This window comes from Massilia sp. 01N417 (genome assembly GCF_056399645.1).
Genome location: NZ_JBFTRS010000010.1, coordinates 36040 through 53892 on the forward strand (window position 1 = coordinate 36040; position 17853 = coordinate 53892).

15 protein-coding genes are annotated in these 17853 nt (G+C 67.1%); 9 read left to right on the forward strand and 6 right to left on the reverse strand.

Features of this window, described 5'->3' with window-relative positions:
* Positions 1 to 35: 35 nt before the first annotated feature.
* A complete protein-coding gene (locus tag AC1DOQ_RS12660) occupies positions 36 to 1100 on the forward strand; it encodes an alkene reductase (RefSeq protein WP_477364182.1) in 1065 nt (354 codons plus the stop codon).
* A 42-nt stretch (positions 1101 to 1142) separates the two neighbouring features.
* Here AC1DOQ_RS12660 and AC1DOQ_RS12665 read toward each other — a convergent pair whose 3' ends face one another.
* Positions 1143 to 2957 (reverse strand): hypothetical protein, encoded by a 1815-nt coding sequence (locus tag AC1DOQ_RS12665; RefSeq protein ID WP_477364184.1) that lies wholly within the window; start codon positions 2955 to 2957, stop codon positions 1143 to 1145.
* Positions 2958 to 3261: 304 nt separating this feature from the next.
* On the opposite strand from AC1DOQ_RS12665, the gene pepN reads away from it, so the two are divergent.
* Positions 3262 to 5904: an aminopeptidase N gene (gene pepN, locus AC1DOQ_RS12670; RefSeq protein ID WP_477364186.1), complete on the forward strand. Its 2643-nt coding sequence runs from the start codon at positions 3262 to 3264 to the stop codon at positions 5902 to 5904.
* An 82-nt stretch (positions 5905 to 5986) separates the two neighbouring features.
* On the forward strand, positions 5987 to 6682 hold the full coding sequence (locus AC1DOQ_RS12675; RefSeq protein ID WP_477364189.1) for a hypothetical protein: 696 nt from the start codon (positions 5987 to 5989) through the stop codon (positions 6680 to 6682).
* Between the two features lie 6 nt (positions 6683 to 6688).
* Here AC1DOQ_RS12675 and AC1DOQ_RS12680 read toward each other — a convergent pair whose 3' ends face one another.
* On the reverse strand, positions 6689 to 7039 hold the full coding sequence (locus AC1DOQ_RS12680; RefSeq protein ID WP_477364192.1) for a hypothetical protein: 351 nt from the start codon (positions 7037 to 7039) through the stop codon (positions 6689 to 6691).
* A 181-nt stretch (positions 7040 to 7220) separates the two neighbouring features.
* On the opposite strand from AC1DOQ_RS12680, the gene AC1DOQ_RS12685 reads away from it, so the two are divergent.
* The 4 genes from AC1DOQ_RS12685 to AC1DOQ_RS12700 all read left to right on the forward strand — a co-directional run bounded on the left by AC1DOQ_RS12685 (position 7221) and on the right by AC1DOQ_RS12700 (position 11248).
* Positions 7221 to 7652 (forward strand): acyl-CoA thioesterase, encoded by a 432-nt coding sequence (locus tag AC1DOQ_RS12685; protein WP_477364194.1) that lies wholly within the window; start codon positions 7221 to 7223, stop codon positions 7650 to 7652.
* Between the two features lie 113 nt (positions 7653 to 7765).
* A complete protein-coding gene (locus AC1DOQ_RS12690; RefSeq protein WP_477364197.1) occupies positions 7766 to 8158 on the forward strand; it encodes a phosphonate transporter in 393 nt (130 codons plus the stop codon).
* A complete protein-coding gene (locus tag AC1DOQ_RS12695; protein ID WP_477364200.1) occupies positions 8155 to 9483 on the forward strand; it encodes a sensor domain-containing diguanylate cyclase in 1329 nt (442 codons plus the stop codon). The genes AC1DOQ_RS12690 and AC1DOQ_RS12695 overlap by 4 nt, the downstream gene beginning before the upstream one ends.
* Positions 9470 to 11248, forward strand: a complete 1779-nt coding sequence (locus AC1DOQ_RS12700) for a putative bifunctional diguanylate cyclase/phosphodiesterase (protein WP_477364203.1) — start codon at positions 9470 to 9472, stop codon at positions 11246 to 11248. The genes AC1DOQ_RS12695 and AC1DOQ_RS12700 overlap by 14 nt, the downstream gene beginning before the upstream one ends.
* On the opposite strand, the gene AC1DOQ_RS12705 is transcribed toward AC1DOQ_RS12700, so the two are convergent.
* The gene (locus AC1DOQ_RS12705) at positions 11249 to 12103 is read right to left on the reverse strand and encodes an aldo/keto reductase (protein WP_477364206.1); all 855 of its coding nucleotides are present in this window, start codon (positions 12101 to 12103) and stop codon (positions 11249 to 11251) included.
* Positions 12104 to 12278: 175 nt separating this feature from the next.
* Here AC1DOQ_RS12705 and AC1DOQ_RS12710 point away from each other — a divergent pair, with 175 nt between their 5' ends.
* Positions 12279 to 13418: a DUF1565 domain-containing protein gene (locus AC1DOQ_RS12710; protein ID WP_477364209.1), complete on the forward strand. Its 1140-nt coding sequence runs from the start codon at positions 12279 to 12281 to the stop codon at positions 13416 to 13418.
* Between the two features lie 5 nt (positions 13419 to 13423).
* Here AC1DOQ_RS12710 and arsC read toward each other — a convergent pair whose 3' ends face one another.
* Positions 13424 to 13765: an arsenate reductase (glutaredoxin) gene (gene arsC, locus AC1DOQ_RS12715; protein WP_477364212.1), complete on the reverse strand. Its 342-nt coding sequence runs from the start codon at positions 13763 to 13765 to the stop codon at positions 13424 to 13426.
* A gap of 171 nt (positions 13766 to 13936) precedes the next feature.
* Here arsC and AC1DOQ_RS12720 point away from each other — a divergent pair, with 171 nt between their 5' ends.
* A complete protein-coding gene (locus AC1DOQ_RS12720; RefSeq protein ID WP_477364215.1) occupies positions 13937 to 14572 on the forward strand; it encodes a 1-acyl-sn-glycerol-3-phosphate acyltransferase in 636 nt (211 codons plus the stop codon).
* A gap of 9 nt (positions 14573 to 14581) precedes the next feature.
* On the opposite strand, the gene AC1DOQ_RS12725 is transcribed toward AC1DOQ_RS12720, so the two are convergent.
* Together AC1DOQ_RS12725 and AC1DOQ_RS12730 are read right to left on the reverse strand one after the other, a co-directional pair.
* Positions 14582 to 16234, reverse strand: coding sequence for a SulP family inorganic anion transporter (locus AC1DOQ_RS12725; protein ID WP_477364219.1), 1653 nt, complete (start codon positions 16232 to 16234; stop codon positions 14582 to 14584).
* Positions 16235 to 17704, reverse strand: a complete 1470-nt coding sequence (locus tag AC1DOQ_RS12730; protein ID WP_477364222.1) for a GGDEF domain-containing protein — start codon at positions 17702 to 17704, stop codon at positions 16235 to 16237.
* Positions 17705 to 17853: the final 149 nt, after the last annotated feature.

Sequence of the window (17853 nt, forward strand, 5' to 3'; positions counted from 1 at the left end):
TACTGAATCCCCAGTCAACAAGAACAGGAGTAGCAATGACTTCGTTGTTTGATCCATTGAAAGTCGGCGCGCTGGAGCTGCCGAACCGCATCCTGATGGCGCCGCTGACCCGCTCGCGCGCCGCCGGCGAAGGCCGCGTGCCGAACGCCCTGATGACCGAATACTATGTGCAGCGCGCCTCGGCCGGCCTGATCCTGTCGGAAGCCACTTCCGTGACGCCGATGGGCGTGGGCTATGCCGACACCCCGGGCATCTGGTCCGACGAGCAGGTCGAGGGCTGGAAGCAGGTGACCGAGGCCGTGCACCAGGCCGGCGGCCGCATCTTCCTGCAGCTGTGGCACGTGGGCCGCATCTCCGATCCGCGGTTCCTGAACGGCGACCAGCCAGTGGCCCCGTCGGCAATCAAGCCGGCCGGCCACGTCAGCCTGGTACGTCCGGTCAAGGAATACGAGACCCCGCGCGCGCTCGACCTGGAAGAGATTCCGGGCATCGTCGCCGCCTACCGCAAGGGCGCGGAGAATGCGAAGAAGGCCGGCTTCGACGGCGTCGAGATCCACGGCGCCAACGGCTATCTGCTCGACCAGTTCCTGCAAGACAAGACCAACCAGCGCAGCGACGCCTACGGCGGCTCGATCGAAAACCGCGCCCGCCTGATGCTGGAAGTGACGGATGCCTGCATCGAGGTCTGGGGCGCCGACCGCGTCGGCATGCACCTGGCGCCGCGCCGCGACGCCCACGACATGGGCGATTCGACGCCACTGGACACCTTCGGCTACGTCGCCCGCGAACTGGGCAAGCGCGGCATCGCCTTCATCTGCGCGCGCGAAGCGATCGGCCCGGACAGCCTCGGTCCGCAGTTGAAAGAAATCTTTGGCGGCGTCTATATCGCCAACGAAAAGATGAGCAAGGAAAGCGCCGAGGAGCTGCTGTCCAGCGGCAAGGCCGACGCAGTTGCCTGGGGCCAGTGGTTCATCGCCAACCCCGACCTGCCGGCCCGCCTGAAGTCCGGCGCCCCGCTGAACCCGGCGCGTCCGGACAAGTTCTATGCGCCGGGCGCGGAAGGTTATACCGACTATCCGGCCTTGCAGGCGAACGGCTGATCCGCGGGCTGGCGCAGCTGTGGCGGCGCCAGGTCCCGCCGGTTACAGGTATCGGACCTCGCCGTAAGCTTCGCAATCGTTGAACGACAGGCGCAATCCTCCTATTTCCAGAGGAATGCGCCGTTCCGCAAGATAACGCTGGTGCAGGGTGATTACTTGCGGATCCTTCAGGTAGTCCAGAAAGCCTTCGGCCGTTGCCGGACCTTCCAGGCGATCGTCGGGCAGCTTGTAACGCTCTTTCGCTCCCACATTGAAAGTTGCTGTCCGACGGGTAAAGTAGGCGTGCACGGTGTGGTGGTCCGTGATCCAGTAGCCGTCCTCACTGATTGGGCGCCCGAGCTTGGCGGAAGTGATGATGATCCGTTCGATGGACTTCGGCTCCCATTCGGGCGCCATTCCGAATCGGTGTCGGATCACATTCAAATGTCTGGCGAAGAAATCGCAGGTCCGCTCGTGCTGCGCCACGGCTGTGCTGCGGAGGGAATGCTCCAGGTTCGCATAGGACGCGAAATCCGGGGTAATGAATTTGCATTTGCACTCGCACAGAAATAGTACGTCATCCAGAATGAATGCGATGTCGCACTCGTAGTTACCATGGCGGATCTGGCGTGCATGTACGCCCCCTTCTTTCAAGCTGGCGCGAACACTCATTTCCAACCCAGGCCCGATGAATTTGAGTTCATGGCTCTTCCCGCAACGAATCGAATGCAGCATCGATTCGAGGGAATGTGCCGGCTCCATGACCGCTGTGATTGCCGGCAGCAGCACCAGGCGCGTCCCGAGCGGAATCAGCGGACAGTCGAGCAGATCGTTTGACGTCGGGCCGAAAGTCAGGTGCCCGATCATGGCCTTCGCACTGCGCTCCGCAATCCCGCCCTGCTCGATCAGGAGCGAATGAAAGAACGCGGGATCCCGCTCTACCAGCAAGCCCATCGGGTCCTCGCTCGCTCCTGCGCGCAGCATCGTCCAGGCAAATTCCCTCAACACGTGATAGGCACGAACCCACTCCGCAAGGCTTGCCCCATGTACGACTTCCTTCAGTTCGGCGGAAAAGAATTGCAACGTTGCCAAATAGCTGGAGGTCAGTTCCTCAGCAGAGCGAAATGCCTGAAGCGGAAGTTCTTTCGTTCCAGTACGCACCCGGTCTTGCGGAAAGCGGTCATGCGAGCGCATGACACGAAACGTTCGAAGCCGGGATAAGGAAATACGAAATGCCTGGACAAATTCGCTTTGGCCAGCATCAAGCACCAGGGCCTTGGTATCGAAATCGACTTCCCCCTGTTCCCAGAATGAGCGGAATTCGTGGAAGATCTGCCATCTGGTCGACTGAGCGAAATGTGCCGTTGCCTTGACAACATCCTGCGGACGAATGTCCGGTGTCGTGGTTGCGTTCTTGGCGCGCAACAACAAACTCTTCAGCACGATGCCGAAATATTCAAGGAAGAAATCCCAGCCGGCAAAATTATCAAAGGAAGATCGATGCTGCTCCTTGTCCAGGGCGCCTCCTTCGATCATCGGGGGAATTGCGGGACACCCTGGCAGGCCAAGGCGCATCCGCTGCAGGCTTTCGAGTGCCAGCAAGGCATGCCTGAACTCGCTGGCAGTCGAATCGAAGCCTGCGGAGATGGCGTTTATTTCGGATAGCAACGAGGATTCGATCGTACAGATGAGCTCGGCCTCTTTTGCAATACGGCGGCATTCAGGCTCGTCATGGTCCCGTAGAGCGGCCCTGACGCGAGCATCCTTATAATGCCGCTCGCGCTGGATTCGCGTAGCGAGAGCGGCGGCTGCGTCGCCGGCAGGCTTGGTGGCTGCGATCTCTTCGAGGACCTGCTCGACAGCGGAATGACGATCCATTACTCCCCCATGGTGTATCGATTGCGATTATTTTCGATCAACAACAAACCATCGATGCTGCCATAGAAAAATGACTCCCGCATAGTCGACCCATTGCGCTAGATCAAGGTCCGTATCTTCCCTTTCGATATGCATGCATATATCGAAGAACCGTTTCTTTTCCGAACAGGCGCTTTCGACAGCAAATATTCACCGTATCGAGCCGCATACCGATACGAATAATATTGCCGACATGCTATTCTTGCGCGATCCGTTCCGGCGCCCCTGGCCGCCGGCATTGTCGTCAATCGTCGCAAGGACAACCGTGAAAACTGCTCTTCGCCTGATGCCGCTCGCCATCGCCACCGCGCTGGCCTTCGCTCCCGCCACCCATGCCGCCACCGCCGCCGCGCCGCGCGCCGAAAACGCCTTCCTGTCGCAACAGGATGCCGCCGCCCGCGCCGCCCGCGTCTCGAACGTCGACTACGTGCTCGACTTCACGCTGACCGGCAAGGAGAACTTCAGCGGCACCACGACCCTGAGCTTCGACCTGAACGACGCGTCCAGCCCGCTCACCATCGACCTCGACAAGGCCACCGTCAAGTCGGTGACGGTGAACGGCAAGAGCGTCACCCCGCAATACAACGGCTGGTTCATCACCCTGGCCGCCGCCGACCTGGTCAAGGGCCGCAATACCGTCGCCATCGCCTACGAGCGTCCGCACAGCACCAACGGCGAAGGCCTGCACCGCATGGTCGACCCGGTCGACGGCCGCGTCTATACCTATTCCCACTTCGAGCCGGCCGCCGCCCACCAGATGTTCGCGGTGTTCGACCAGCCCGACCTGAAAGGCACTTACCAGGTCAACGTGACCGTCCCGGCCGACTGGGAAGTGATCTCGACCACCCGCGAGACGAAGATCGATGCGCATGGCGATGCCAGGCGCTGGACCTTCCCCAGGACCAAGAAGCTGAGCCCGTATAACTTCTCGATGCACGCCGGCCCCTACAAGAAATGGGAAGACACCAGCGGCAAGTACCCGATGCGCCTGTTCGCGCGCCAGTCGGTGGCGCAGCAAGTCAAGCCGGCCGAATGGTTCAAGTACACCAAGTCCGGCCTGGCCTTCTTCGACGACTATTTCGGCATCCCCTACCAGTTCGAGAAATACGACCAGATCCTGGTGCCGGACTTCCTGTACGGCGCGATGGAAAACGCCGGCGCCATCACCTTCGCCGAGCGCGGCTTCATGTACAAGGCCGACATGACCTCGGAGCAGCGCCAGCGCCTGGCCGCGGTGATCATGCACGAGATGGCCCACCAGTGGTTCGGCGACCTGGTCACCATGAAGTGGTGGAACGGCCTGTGGCTGAACGAGAGCTTCGCTTCCTTCATGGGCACCCTCGCCACCTTTGAGGCCACCGAGTTCAAGGACGCCTGGCGATCCTTCTACTCCGAAGGCAAGCAGAGCGCCTACGCCCAGGACCAGCGCTCGACCACCCACCCGATCGAGGTGCCGGTGCCGTCGACCCAGAACGCCTTCGACAACATCGACGCGATCACCTATTCGAAAGGCGCCTCGACCCTGATGCAGCTGCGGCACCTGCTGGGCGCGGACACCTTCCGCAAGGGCGTGCACAACTATCTGGTCAAGTACCAGTACCGCAACGCCACCCTGGACGACTTCATCGGCAGCCTGGGCGAGGCCGCCGGCCGCGACCTGAAGGGCTGGACCAGGGAATGGCTGTACCAGCCGGGCGTGAACACCATCGCCGCCAGCTTCAGCTGCAAGAACGGGAAGATCGCCAGCTTCACGCTCGACCAGTCGGCCACGAAGCAGTTCCCGACCCTGCGCGAACAGCGCGTGCAGGTCGCCAGCTTCCGCCTGGACGGCAAGGCGCTGAAGCTCGACAAGAACGTCGCCATCATCTACAAGGGCGCGAAGACGGCCGTGCCGGGCATGGTCGGCGCCAGCTGCCCGGACCTGGTGTACCCGAACTTCGAGGACTGGGGCTTCGTGAAGGTCCAGCTGGACAAGCGCTCCTTCGACACCGCGCGCACGGGAATCTCCGGCGTCGACGATCCGCTGCTGCGCGCCATGCTGTGGCAGAGCCTGTGGGACGGCGTGCGCGATGCCAAGCTGCCGCTCAACGACTTCATCACCACCGCGCTGAACAATGCGCCGCAGGAGAAGGACTACACCCTGCTGGGCGACGTGCTGGGCAAGGTCGGCGCCGCCCGCCATTACCTGGTCGCCATCGACCCGAACAGTGCCTATGCGCGCCAGGTCGACCGCCAGCTCGAGGACATGGCCTGGAATGCCGCCGTCGCCGCCAAGGGCAACGACGACTTCCAGCGCCGCTGGTTCGGCATGTACATCGGCGTTGCCAGCTCGCGGCCGGCGCTGGACCGTCTGGCCGCCCTGCTGGAAGGCAAGCAGACGCTCGACGGCCTGAGCATCAACCAGGACCTGCGCTGGGCCATCATCGCCCGCCTGAACCGCTACGACTATCCGGGCGCGGCCGAGCTCGTGAAAGCAGAGCAGGAGCGCGACAAGTCGGACAGCGGCCAGGCCGCGGCGCTGGCGTCGACGGTGGTCCGTCCGGACCCGGCGGTGAAGACCGAGTGGCTCGGCACCATCCAGGACACCAAGACCAAGCTGCCGTTCTCGAAGGTGCGCACGGCGATGGGCAGCCTGTATCCGACCGAGCAGAAAGCCCTGGCCGAGAAGACCGCCGACCAGCGCCTGTCCCTGCTGCCGCAGCTGGACAAGACGGCCGGCCCGGTCTACATGCGCGCCTACGGTCCGAGCATGATCCCGTCGAGCTGCACCCCGGCCAGCGTCAAGCGCCTGCAGGCTGCCGGCGCGCAGATGAAGGACCTGTCCGCCGGCACCCGCCGCGCCCTGCTCGACACACTGGAAGAAGACCAGCGCTGCGTGGCGATCAAGCAGGCGATGACGGTCAAGTAAGCAAGCCCGCCGCATGAACTACGGCGCCCGCGCAGCAGGTTTCCCGCACAGGAACCGGGCTGCGCTGGCGCTGATTTTTTTCATGCATACGGTAATGGTGCTGGCCTGGATGCGGCATCGCCCGGCGCCCGCGCCGGAGACGCCGGCGGTGGTCACTTACCTGTTACGCACCGTGCCCGCGCCGCCGCCGTCGACACCGTCGAAACCCGAGGCGCCGTCCGCGCCGGGCTATCCGAGGCCGCGGGCCGGACACCTGCCGCCGATCGCCGATTTCTTCGGCAATCCCTTGCCGCCGGCACCCAGGTCCGAAGCGCCGGCCGACACGCCTGCCGATCCCGCTCCCCTCGCCGCCGCTCCCGCGGCGCCCGCTGCCCCGCGCCTGGAAGACGCGCATGCGCCGATCACCGCGCAGGACGCCATCCGCGAACAGAAGGAAGCCGACGGCGGCTTCGCCCTCGGGCTGGCGAAGCGCCAGGCCGGCCGCATCGACCGCGTGCTGCGCAACGGGAAATCCGGGGTGCCGGACGAGCCGGACACGCCGATGGGCCGCTTCCGGCGCGGCCTCGAAGCGGCCCACATCGACCGTTCGAAGAGCGTGCATTTCGACACCTATACGTCGCCCGACGGCACCGTCATCTACCGCAAGCGGATCGGCAACGGCAGCATCTGCCGGCGCGGCGGCAACATCAGCCCGCTTGGCATGGGGCGCATGGCCATGGGCAATGAGGTGGCCGACAACATTCCATGCCCAAGCGGCGTGGAGTGGAAGAAAGACTGAGAGCGCTCAGCGCTTGCCGCCCGGGTTGTCGCCCTCGCTTTTCGGCGCCACGGGCGCTGGCACACACATCTCGGCCACGCGCTCCCATGCCCCTTCGCCCTGGCAACCCAGCGGCGGATGCTCCTGCAGCAGCTTGCCGAGCTCGACCGGCTTCATCTGGTTGACGCTGACGTTCGGATTGATCCTGATGCACATGACGTCCTGCCAGGCGGCCTGGACGTTGCGCGGGATCGGGATCGGCCCGCGCAGCTTGCGCGCCGCGGCTTCGCATTCGCCCATGCTGCGGAATTCGCCGCGCAGGTTGGCCTGGTCGAGGGTGACGTCCAGCCCCGACTGCAGATACAGCAACAGAATCATCGTATACATCGGTTCCCCCGCGTTAACCGGATGCTTGACGACTTGAGCGCCCTGATGTTCCCAGCCGTACGCCTGAGCGGCATCTCATCGCGCCGTCATTATCCCAAAGCCCATCCTGGCGTGTCGCATGCACCGGCTGTAGAATGGCCGGCCCTACCGCAACCGCCAGGAAGGAACCGCCTTGAACTGGGATCATGCAAACCCTTTCACGCTGCCGCGCGTGCCGGTCGCCGCCGATATCGATGGGCTGAACCACACCAATAACGCCGTCTACGTGCGCTGGTGCGAGCAGATCGGCTGGGCCCATTCGGAATCGCTCGGGCTCGGCCTGGAGGATTACCGGCGCCTGGACCGCGCGATGGCGATCCGGCGCGGCGAATACGATTACATCCTGCCGACCTTCGAGAACGAAAAACTGCTGCTGGCCACCTGGCTGGTGGGCGGCGACGGCAAGCTGTCGATGGAGCGCCGCTTCCAGCTGGTACGCGCCAGCGACGGCGCCACCGTGCTGCGCGGCCGCTGGGACCTGGTCTGCATCGAGATCGGCAGCGGCAAGCCGCGCCGCATGCCGCAGGCCTTCCTCGACACCTACATGCCGGCCATCATCCGCTAGAGCGAACGCGAATGTCACATCTGCGCACGATTGATTTGACAGGGGGAATCTGACATGTCACCATTCCTTTCTTAGCTGCAACAATCTTCGCATTTCGACAAGAGATCATCGTCATGACCGCCGCCACCGACCTGTCCTTCACCGCGCCCGGCCTCCATGGCCACCTGATGCAACTGAATGCCGAACAACTCGACCGCCTCGACTTCGGCGTGATCGGCTTCGGCGCCGACACCAATGTCTGCAAGTACAACCAGACCGAATCCGACGCCGCCGGCCTGCACGCCGCGCGCGTGCTGGGCCAGCCGCTGTTCACCAACGTCGCGCCGTGCATGAACAATTTCATGGTGGCCCAGCGCTTCGAAGACGCCCAGGACGAGGGCAATGCGCTCGACGACACCATCGACTACGTGCTGACCCTGCGCATGCGTCCGGTGAAGGTGAAGCTGCGCCTGCTGGCCGAGCCGGGCAGCGACCAACGCTACGTGCTGGTACAGCGCAAGCTGTGAGCGCCGACGCGCACGCCCGACTGGCGGCCGAGCACGAGGCGCTGATCCAGTTCCTCTACCTGGCCCCGGTAGGCCTGGTGCAGACCGGCATCGACGGCGAGATCGTGATGATCAATCCGATCTCGGCCCAGCTCCTGATGCCGCTCTCGCGCGACGCCAGCCTGACCAATCTGTTCACCGCGCTGGAAGACGTGGCGCCCGAGCTGCGCCACCTGTGCGCAAGCTTCGACCGCCCGAGCGGCATGATCTGCGACGGCCTGCACATCCATCTGAACAGCGGTGCCGCCGGCAAGCGCATGCGGGTGCCGCACGTGCTGTCGCTGAGCCTCCTGAAGCTGGACGGCTCGCGCCTGATGGCGGTGCTGCAGGACGTCAGCGAGCAGGTGCGCCGCGAGCGCCAGCTGCGCCAGAGCGACGCCTGGCTGAACGCCCTGCTGACCAGCATCAGCGACTATGCGCTGGTCGGCCTCGATCGTGAAGGCCGGGTCTGCTGCTGGAACGAGACCATTGCCCGCGTCACCGGCTTCCAGCCCTCGGTGGTCGGCCAGCCCTACTCCGTGTTCTATCCCGAAGGCGCGACCACCGCCGAGCAGGTGCAGGACCGCCTGCGCGATGCCGACGCCAACGGCTGGAGCCTGGACGAAGGCCCGCGCCTGCGTGCCGACGGCAGCCAGTTCTGGGGCAGCGCCATGATTTCGCCGCTGCCGGACCGCGAGCCGGACCTGCCCACCGACGGCGAGGCCGCCTACTGCCTGGTCCTGCGCGACATCAGCGACAAGCGCGACACCGCCGACAAACGCCGCAAGTCGGTGTTCTGCGACCACCTGACCGGCGTCGCCAACCGCCGCGCCTTTTTCGAAGCGGCCGAACTGGAGCTGACGCGCAACCGCCGCACGCCGCGCCCGATCGCCCTGGTCCTGTTCGACGCCGACCACTTCAAGCAGATCAACGACCGCCACGGCCACCCGGCCGGCGACTGCGTGCTGCGCCAGCTCGGCGCGGCCCTGTCGCTGACCTTCCGCCAGGTGGACGTGGTGGCGCGCGTGGGCGGCGAGGAATTCGCCGTGCTGCTGCCCTCCTCGACCCTGGACGGCGCCGCGGCCGTGGCCGAGCGCCTGCGCCGCCTGGTCGAAAGCCAGCCGGTGATCTGCGACGGCGTGTCGATCGCCTATACGGTGAGCGCCGGCATCGCCGCCGTCGACGCCGGCGAGACCATCGACCTCGACACCCTGATCAAGCGCGCCGATCGCGCCCTGTACGCCGCCAAGGCGAATGGCCGCAACCGGATCGAATGCTGGAGCAAAGACCTCAATGCAAGCCGATAAGCCGATCAACCCCGCCGACGCCTACGAAGCCCTGGTGCAGTTCCTCTACCGGGCCCCGATCGGCCTGGTGCAGGCCAGCCTCGACGGCACGGTCGACATGCTGAACCCGATGTCGTCCAGCCTCCTGATGCCGCTGGTGCGCGACGGCAGCATGGACAACCTCTTCACCGTACTGCAGGGCGTGGCGCCGCAGCTGCGCGAACTGAGCGCGCAATTCACCGAGCCATCCGGTTCGGTGTGCGAAGGCCTGCGCCTGCAGCTCGGCGACGCCGCCGGGCCGGGCGCGCCGCAGTGGCTGTCGCTGTCGGTGCTGAAGCTCGACCCGACCCGCCTGATGGCGGTGGTCACCGACGCCACCCACGAAGTCCAGCGCGAGCAGGAAAGACTGGCGCGGCGCCTCAAGACCGCCGCCCACACCGATGCCCTGACCCGCATGCCGAACCGCGAAGCCCTGCTGGAACAGGCGCAGCAGATGCTGGGCCGCTCCTGCGGGCTCGATCCGGACCGCGGCGGCTTCGCCCTGCTGTTCATGAATTGCGACCGCTTCCGCCAGATCAACGACGCCCTCGGCCAGGGCGCCGGCGACCGCTTGCTGGTGCAGATCGGCGAGCGCATCCGCGCTACCCTGCGCCCGCCCAGCGACCGCATCGATCCGAACGGCGGCAGCGGCCAGCTGGCGGCGCGGGTCGGCGCCGATGAATTCGCGGTGCTGCTCGACGGCCTGCGCAGCCGCGACGATGCCGAGCGCATCGCGGCGCGCCTGCTGGACGCGCTGGGCCGCCCGCACCAGCTGCCCGGCGGCCAGGAAGTCACCTGCAAGCCGTCGATCGGCCTGGTCTGGGGCGCCGATGCCGGCGACTTCGCCGGCGAGATGCTGCGCGACGCCAGCATCGCGATGGTCGAGTCCAAGCGCGCCGGCGGCAACCAATACACGATGTTCGAGCCTGCCATGCGCGAACGCGCCGCGCGCCGCGCCGACATCGAATCGGACCTGAGGCTGGCCCTGCTCGAGGAACAGCTGTTCGTGGTCTACCAGCCGGTGGTCGGCCTGCGTCCCGATGGCGGCACCGACCTCTCGGCCGGGGTCGAAGCCCTGGTGCGCTGGCAGCATCCGGCGCGCGGCGTGGTGCCGCCCTTCGAATTCATCCAGGTGGCCGAGGAATCGGGCCTGATCGGGGCGCTGGGCGACTTCGTGCTGCGCCGCGCCTGCCGCGACTTCATGGGCTGGCAGCGCGAACTCGGCGACGCCGCCCCGCGCCTGCTGGCGGTGAACCTGTCGCGCGCCCAGCTGGCCCAGCCGGACTGGCCGGCCACGGTGCGCGGCGTGCTGGACGAGAATGGCATGCATCCGTCCCAGCTGCAGCTGGAAGTGACGGAAAGCCTGGCCGCCCAGGACCAGCAGGTGCAGCAGCGCCTGCACGAGCTGAAGGCGATCGGCATCACCCTCGCGCTGGACGACTTCGGCACCGGCTATTCCTCGCTGTCCAGCCTGCACCAGCTGCCGGTCGACACGGTCAAGATCGACCGCTCCTTCGTCTGCCAGGCCGACACCAGCCAGCACCACCGCGTGCTGATCGAAGCCACCGTGAAGGTCGCCCGGAGCCTGGGCATGAACACGGTGGCCGAGGGCATCGAGACCGAAGCCCAGGCCGACGCCGTGCGCGGCCAGCAATGCGCCAAGGGTCAGGGCTACCTGTTCAGCCGGCCGCTGACCTCGGCCGCCCTGCTGGACTGGCTGCGGGCCGGGCTGTACGAAGCGGCTTGATCAGCGCATCGCCAGCGGCCGCCTGCGCTGCGGCGCCGGAAAGCCGGCATCCAGCTGGGCCAGGTCCTCGGCGGTGAGCGCCGGCGCCAGGTCCAGCGCGGCGCGGTTCTCTCGCACGTGCTGCGGCCGCACCGCCTTCGGGATCACCACCACGTTTTCCTGCCGCAGCAGCCAGGCCAGCGCCACCTGGGCCGGCGTCACGCCATGGCGGCGCGCCACCGCCGCCAGCTGCGGATTGCCCAGCAGGCCGGCCTGCTCGTTCGGATTCGACTCCAGCGGCGAATAGGCCATCAGCGGGATGCGCCGCTCGCGGCACCACGGCAGCAGTTCCCATTCGATGCCGCGCTGCGACAGGTTGTACAGCACCTGGTCGGTGGCGAGCAGTTCGCCGCCGGGCAGCGCCGCCGCTTCCAGCATGTCGTCGAGGTCGAAGTTGCTGACGCCGAAGTCGCGGATCTTGCCCTGCTCGCGCAGGCGGACGAAGGCTTCCAGCGTCTCCTCCAGCGGCACGTTGCCGCGCCAGTGCAGCAGGTAGAGATCGATACGGTCGGTCTGCATGCGCCGCAGGCTGCGCTCGCAGGCCGCCTGCACGCCGCGGCGGTCGGCATTGTGCGGATACACCTTGCTGACCAGGAACACCTCGTCGCGGCGGCCGGCGATCGCCTCGCCCACCACTTCTTCGGCGCCGCCCTCGCCGTACATCTCGGCGGTGTCGATCAGGCTCACGCCGAGCTCGAGCCCGAGGCGCAGCGCCGCCACCTCGTCGCGGCGCGCGGATGGATCCTCGCCCATATTCCAGGTGCCCTGGCCGAGCACGGGAATCCGGCTTCCGGATGGCAACAGCAATCCCTTCATGCTTCCTCCCTTGCGTAAAAGCCAACCATACCGCAGACACGGCATGCAGCAAAGCGCCGCATGGGTTTGTGCGCGCACAAGAGCGAGATTGAGGCAGCCGGGTTTCCGCGCCCGTCTTGGGCGCACACTGGGCCGGTTAGAACCGCCAGGTTCTTGAAGCCCATGCCTTGCGACCATGACACTGACGCGCCTCATTTACTTCCTTGCACTCCTCGCCGTGGGCGGCTGCACCGTCAAGGACAACCATCCGGTGACGGTCACGCCCCAGATCGTGCCGACCGAGCTCTACGTCGCGCCGGACGGCCTGGACAGCAATCCCGGCACGCCCACGGCTCCGCTGCGTTCGCTGGCGCGCGCGGCCCAGCTGGTCACGCCCGGCACCACGGTCAATGTCCTGCCCGGCACCTACCAGGGCGGCTTCCGCACCAGCATCAACGGCCTGGCCAATGCGCGCATCGTGTTCCGCTCGACCGAACGCTGGCAGGCCCGCCTGGTGCCGCCGCCGGTGTCGCGGCACGCGGTGGCCTGGGACAACCGCGCCAGCTATGTCGACATCCTCGGCTTCGAGGTCGACGGTTCGGCCCACGTTGCCGGCCAAGCCTGGACCACCGGCATCTACAGCGCCGCTTCCTACAACCGCATCGCCGCCAACCACGTGCACCACATCGCCACCGCCCAGCCCTGCACCAGCAAGGGCGGGGCCGGCATCGCCGTCGACAGTTATTACAAGGGAATGTTTTCGGAAGTGGCCAGCAACAGCGTGCACGACATCGGCCCGCCAGGCTGCCGCTACGTGCACGGTATCGCCATGAGCACTACGGGCACGGTGCGCAACAACATCGTCTACCGCGTGACCGAGGCCGGCATCCACCTGTGGCACGACGCCAACCGGGTGGTGGTCGTCAACAACACGGTCACGGCGTCGAACACCGGCATCCTGGTCGGCGGCGGCGACTTTTATCACAGCAAGGGGCCGAACGACCATACCCACGTGTTCAACAACATCGTGTTCGACAACCGCTACGGCATTTCCGAAGAGGGCGCGACGGGCAAGCACAACAGCTACCGCAACAACCTGGTGTTCGGCAACCGCGGGGCGGACTGGCGCCTGGCCGAGGGCATGCGCCCGGTCGGCACGGTCGCCGCGGCGCCCGGCTTCATCGCCTATTCACGCAGCGGTACGCCGGACTTCCGCCTGGCGGCGGACTCACCGGCAATAGGCAAGGGCCTCGAGCATGGCGCCGACGGGCCCGACTTCTGCGGCAAGCTGCGCGGGCCGGCGGACGCGGTCGATATCGGCGCCTGCCAGCACTGAACAGCTTATAAAATCTCGTTCACCAGTTCCGATGGCCGGCACAGGCGCACACCCTTCGGCGTGATCACGAACGGCCGGTTGATCAACACCGGATTCGCCACCATGGCGTCCAGCAGGGCCTCGTCGTCGGCGCCGTCCAGGCCTAGCTCGGCGTAGCGCGCCTCCTTGCTGCGCACCGACTCGCGCACCGACAGGCCGGCGTTTGCGATCATCTCCTTCAACTGCTCGCGTGCCGGCGGATGGGCCAGGTAGTCGATCACTTCGGGCTCGTGGCCGGCGTCGCGCAGCAGGCCGAGCGTGGTGCGGGAGGTGCCGCAGCGTTGATTGTGAAAAATCTTGATATCCATCGTTAAATCCCAGGTTGCACAATGCGTGAGTCTTGTTGCTCAGGCAAGGCATGATACCGACGGCGCTACAACGCTTCCAGTTTTTTCGCTTGTCCGGCGTTTTCTCCCGCTATAGAATCGCCGCTTTATTTGCCGGGACGAAATGAAAGAAGCCTGGTTGAAAGAGACACAATGCAAGAATACCTGATGCGCCCGGCACAGCTGCCGACCTGGGGCCAGCGCACCGCCCTGCGCCTGCTGAACCTGATCGGCTGGAATTTCTATTTCAAACCCCTGCCCGGCCCGCACGGCATCGCCGTGGTCTACCCGCACACCTCGAATATCGATTTCTTCGTCGGCCTGCTGGCCAAGTGGGCGGTCGGCCTGCAGTTCCGCTGGCTGGCCAAGGATTCGCTGTTCCGCGGTCCGATGGGCGCCATCATGCGCTACTGGGGCGGCGTGGCCGTCGACCGCAGCGCGCCGCAGGGCGCGATCCGCCGCCTGGCCGAAGACATGCTGGAATCGAAGTGGTTCTGGCTGGCGATCACGCCGGAAGGCACGCGCAGCTACCGTCCCTACTGGAAGAGCGGCTTCTACCGCATCGCCCTGGCGGCCCAGGTGCCGCTGCTGCTTGTGTCCATCGATTACGGAAAAAAGATCGTCGACGTCACCAAGACCATGACCCTGACCGGCGACGAAGCCGTCGACATGGCGGCGGTCGCCCAGGCCTACGAAGGCGTACAGGCCAGGTATCCGAAGGATGCGGCGCCGATCCGCCTGGCCGAGCCGGGCACCGACGACGCCCGCAGGCAGACCTCGGGCAGGTAATCGGTCCGCTCAGACCGACCAGGACTCGTCGCTGGCGGACAGGGTGTCCCAGGCTTTCGCGGTGGTCAGGAAGACCTGGCCGCCGAGGCGGTCCAGCAGGCTCGATTCCTTCAGCCGGTCCATCACCGGCCCCTTCACCTCGGCCAGGTGCAGGCGCACGCCGCGCCGGCCGAGTTCCGCATTCAGTTCCAGCAGGCCGAACAGCGCCGAGGTGTCGATCGCATTCACGGCCGACAGCACCAGCACCAGCTCGCGGGCGCCCGGATGCTGCGCCAGCTCTTCCTCGACCCGCGCGTGGACGGCTTCCACATTGCCGAAGAACAGGCCGGCATCCACGCGCAGCAGCAGCACGCAGCTGCGGATCTCGACCTCGTAGCGCTCGACGTTGCGGAAATGTTCGGTGCCGGCGATGCGGCCCAGCACCGCGATATGCGGCCGGCTCTCGCGCCAGATCATCGCACCCATCGACAGCAGCAGGCCGAGCACGACCCCGGCCTCGACGCCCAGCAGCAGCACCCCGCCGGCGGTGGCCAGCAGCGCCAGCGCGTCGGCGCGGTCGTAGCGCCAGGCGGTACGCAGGGTCGCCGTTTCCAGCATGCCGAGCACGGCGACGATGATGGTGGCCGACAGCACCGGCAGCGGCAGCAGGGCCAGCCAGCCGGTCGGCAGCACCAGCGCGGCGCCCAGCAGCGCGGCGGCGGTCACGCCGGCCAGCTGGGTATTGGCGCCGGCCGCGAAGTTCACGGCGGAACGCGACAGGCCGCCGGTGACGGGAAAGGCGCCGCTCAGGAAGCTGCCGACATTGGCCACGCCCAGGCCCACCAGTTCGGCGTCGGTGGACAGCTTCTCACCCTTCCGGGCCGCCAGGGTCTGGGCACCCGACATCGAGATCAGGAAGCACATGAAGCCGATCAGCAGGGCCGGCTGGAGCAGCGCCTGCCAGTGCGCGCTGGAGACGGCCAGGTTCAGCTGCGGCAGCCCGGCCGGCACCTGGCCGATGGTCCGCACGCCCATGCGGTCGAGCCCGAAGATGGCGACCACGGCGATGGCGCCGGCCACCAGCGCCATCGGCGCCAGGCGCGCCCCGACCTCGGCGGCACTCGACGCCAGGCCGCAGCGCCGCAGCAAGGCGGCGCCGTAACGGCGCGCCAGCATCAGCAGCGCCAGCGAACCGAGGCCGAGGGCGGCGCTGGGGCCGTGCCAGTGCGGCGGCGCGGCGCCCAGCAGGGGGCGGACCTGCCCGGCCGCGATCACGATCGCGGAGCCGATCGTAAAACCGTTCATCACGGGGCGCGAGAAGAAATTGGCGAGGAAGCCGAGCCGCAGCAGGCCGCAGGCCAGCAGCACCAGCCCGGACAGCAGGGCCAGCTGCGCGGCCAGCTCGCCGTACAACGCGCTGCCATGGCTCGCCAGCGGCGACAGCGCGGACGCGGTCATCAGCGCGACGATCGCCATCGGCCCCACCGATTGCGTGCTGCTGGTGCCGAACAGCGCGTACAGCAGCGGCGGCGCGATGCTGGCGTACAGGCCGGTCACCGGCGGCAGGCCGGCCACCAGCGCGTATGCCATGCCCTGCGGGACCATCATCATGGCGACGACGGCACCCGCGCCCAGGTCGCCCGGCAGCCAGGCGCGCCGGTAGCCCTTCAACCAGCCCAGCATCTATTGCATCGCCAGTTCGACGCAGTTGCGCCCTGCCCGCTTGGCGCGCGCCATTGCGGCGTCCACGCGCTGGGACAGGGAATCGGCGCTCTCCTGCTCGCCCAGCTGGGCCACCCCCAGGCTGACGGTCACGTGGTCGCAGCCGGGAATCGCGGCCTGCTCGACCGCCTGGCGGATCTTCTCGGCCATCTTGAGGCCGTCGATGGCGCTGGTGTGGGGCGCGACCACCTGGAATTCCTCGCCGCCCGAGCGCACCAGCACGTCGCTCGAACGCAGCACCGCCCGCACGCAGTCGGCCACGGTGCGCAGGACCACGTCGCCGACCGGATGTCCATAGCTGTCGTTGATGACCTTGAAGCGGTCGATGTCGAAGGACAGCAGGGCCAGCGGGGTGCGGTAGCGGCGCGCGCGCCGCACCTCGCGCTCGAGCAGCTCCTCGCCGTGGCGGCGGTTGGCGACGCCGGTCAGGGCGTCCATGGTCGACACATAGGTCAGGCGCGCCAGCAGCTGCTCGCTCTCGATGTCCATGTCGATCTGGCGCTGGCCCAGCGCGGCCATGGCGGCGCAGTCGCGCAGCGTGTCGAAGGCTTCCGGCGCCAGCGTCTCGCCGCCGCCGAGCAGCAGCGACAGCGCGCCGCGCGGGGCGCCGGGACCGTCGGCCGGCACCGGAATGCCCAGCGCCTGCACCACGCCGTGTGCGCGCAAGGTCTCGGCCAGCGCCGGCTCGCCGGCCTGTTCGAGGGTGTCGAGCAGGACCAGTTCGCCGCTGGCGGCGGCCAGCAGGCCCGGGAAGGCATGGCGCAGCGGCGCCTGCAGCAGGCGCTCGCCGCGCTGCAGCAGCGCCGCCAGGCGCAGGCCGGCGGCCGGCCCGCGGCCCAGTTCGGCCTCGAGCTGCAGGTCGTTGTCGCTCCGCAGCTGGAACATGGCGGCGTGCAGCACGCCCGGCCACGCCAGCAAGGCCCGGCACAGGCGCTCGGCCAGGCTTTCCTCTTCGCGCTCCTGGAGCGCCGCCTGCACCCGGGCGCGCAGCGCCAGCAGCGCACGCAGGGCGTCGGCATCGGCGGCCGGGGCGCCACCGGCGGGCGCCTCCAGGCATGCCCGCACGGCGGCCTGCAGACGCGGCGCGTCGATCGGCGTGACCGCATACGCGGCCGGTCCGGATTCGTTCAGCAGCGGCAGCCAGCGGGCATTGTCGAAGGGGCACAGCAGCAGCACCGGGGCGCCGCCGCGGCGCGCCAGCAGGCCGCCCAGCGCATCGAGGTCGATGCCCGGTTCGAAGCGTTCGAGGTCGACGATCAGCAGGCGGGGCGGCGCTTCGGCCAGCAGCGCGAGCGCGGCCTCGGGACTATCGGCCAGGTCCAGGCGCGCGAACAGCGGCCCGCAGGCCTGGGCGAAGTCGGCGCGGCGCTGCGCCATCGGGCTCAGGTAGATCCCGGTCCATCCTGCATCCTGCTCGGTCTGCTGCGACATCTGCACTCCTGGAAAAGCTGAAGGTATAGCGTGCTACGGGCTGAAGTTTGCCACAAAGCACCATGCTCGCCTAGCAATTGCGGCGCTGTGTGTGGAAGCGCACGGTAGCGGAGGCCACCCGGCGGGAATACTGAAGGATGACGTACTAC

Excerpts from the sequence above, each read along its gene's own strand:
- AC1DOQ_RS12680 (WP_477364192.1), bottom strand. The coding sequence starts at position 7,039 with ATGATTCTGTTGCTGTATCTGCAGTCGGGGCTGGACGTCACCCTCGAC.
- AC1DOQ_RS12720 (WP_477364215.1), top strand. The coding sequence starts at position 13,937 with ATGCAAGAATACCTGATGCGCCCGGCACAGCTGCCGACCTGGGGCCAG.
- AC1DOQ_RS12675 (WP_477364189.1), top strand. The coding sequence starts at position 5,987 with ATGCATACGGTAATGGTGCTGGCCTGGATGCGGCATCGCCCGGCGCCC.
- AC1DOQ_RS12660 (WP_477364182.1), top strand. The coding sequence starts at position 36 with ATGACTTCGTTGTTTGATCCATTGAAAGTCGGCGCGCTGGAGCTGCCG.
- AC1DOQ_RS12705 (WP_477364206.1), bottom strand. The coding sequence starts at position 12,103 with ATGAAGGGATTGCTGTTGCCATCCGGAAGCCGGATTCCCGTGCTCGGC.
- AC1DOQ_RS12690 (WP_477364197.1), top strand. The coding sequence starts at position 7,766 with ATGACCGCCGCCACCGACCTGTCCTTCACCGCGCCCGGCCTCCATGGC.
- AC1DOQ_RS12725 (WP_477364219.1), bottom strand. The coding sequence starts at position 16,234 with ATGCTGGGCTGGTTGAAGGGCTACCGGCGCGCCTGGCTGCCGGGCGAC.
- AC1DOQ_RS12665 (WP_477364184.1), bottom strand. The coding sequence starts at position 2,957 with ATGGATCGTCATTCCGCTGTCGAGCAGGTCCTCGAAGAGATCGCAGCC.
- arsC (WP_477364212.1), bottom strand. The coding sequence starts at position 13,765 with ATGGATATCAAGATTTTTCACAATCAACGCTGCGGCACCTCCCGCACC.
- AC1DOQ_RS12700 (WP_477364203.1), top strand. The coding sequence starts at position 9,470 with ATGCAAGCCGATAAGCCGATCAACCCCGCCGACGCCTACGAAGCCCTG.
- AC1DOQ_RS12710 (WP_477364209.1), top strand. The coding sequence starts at position 12,279 with ATGACACTGACGCGCCTCATTTACTTCCTTGCACTCCTCGCCGTGGGC.
- AC1DOQ_RS12730 (WP_477364222.1), bottom strand. The coding sequence starts at position 17,704 with ATGTCGCAGCAGACCGAGCAGGATGCAGGATGGACCGGGATCTACCTG.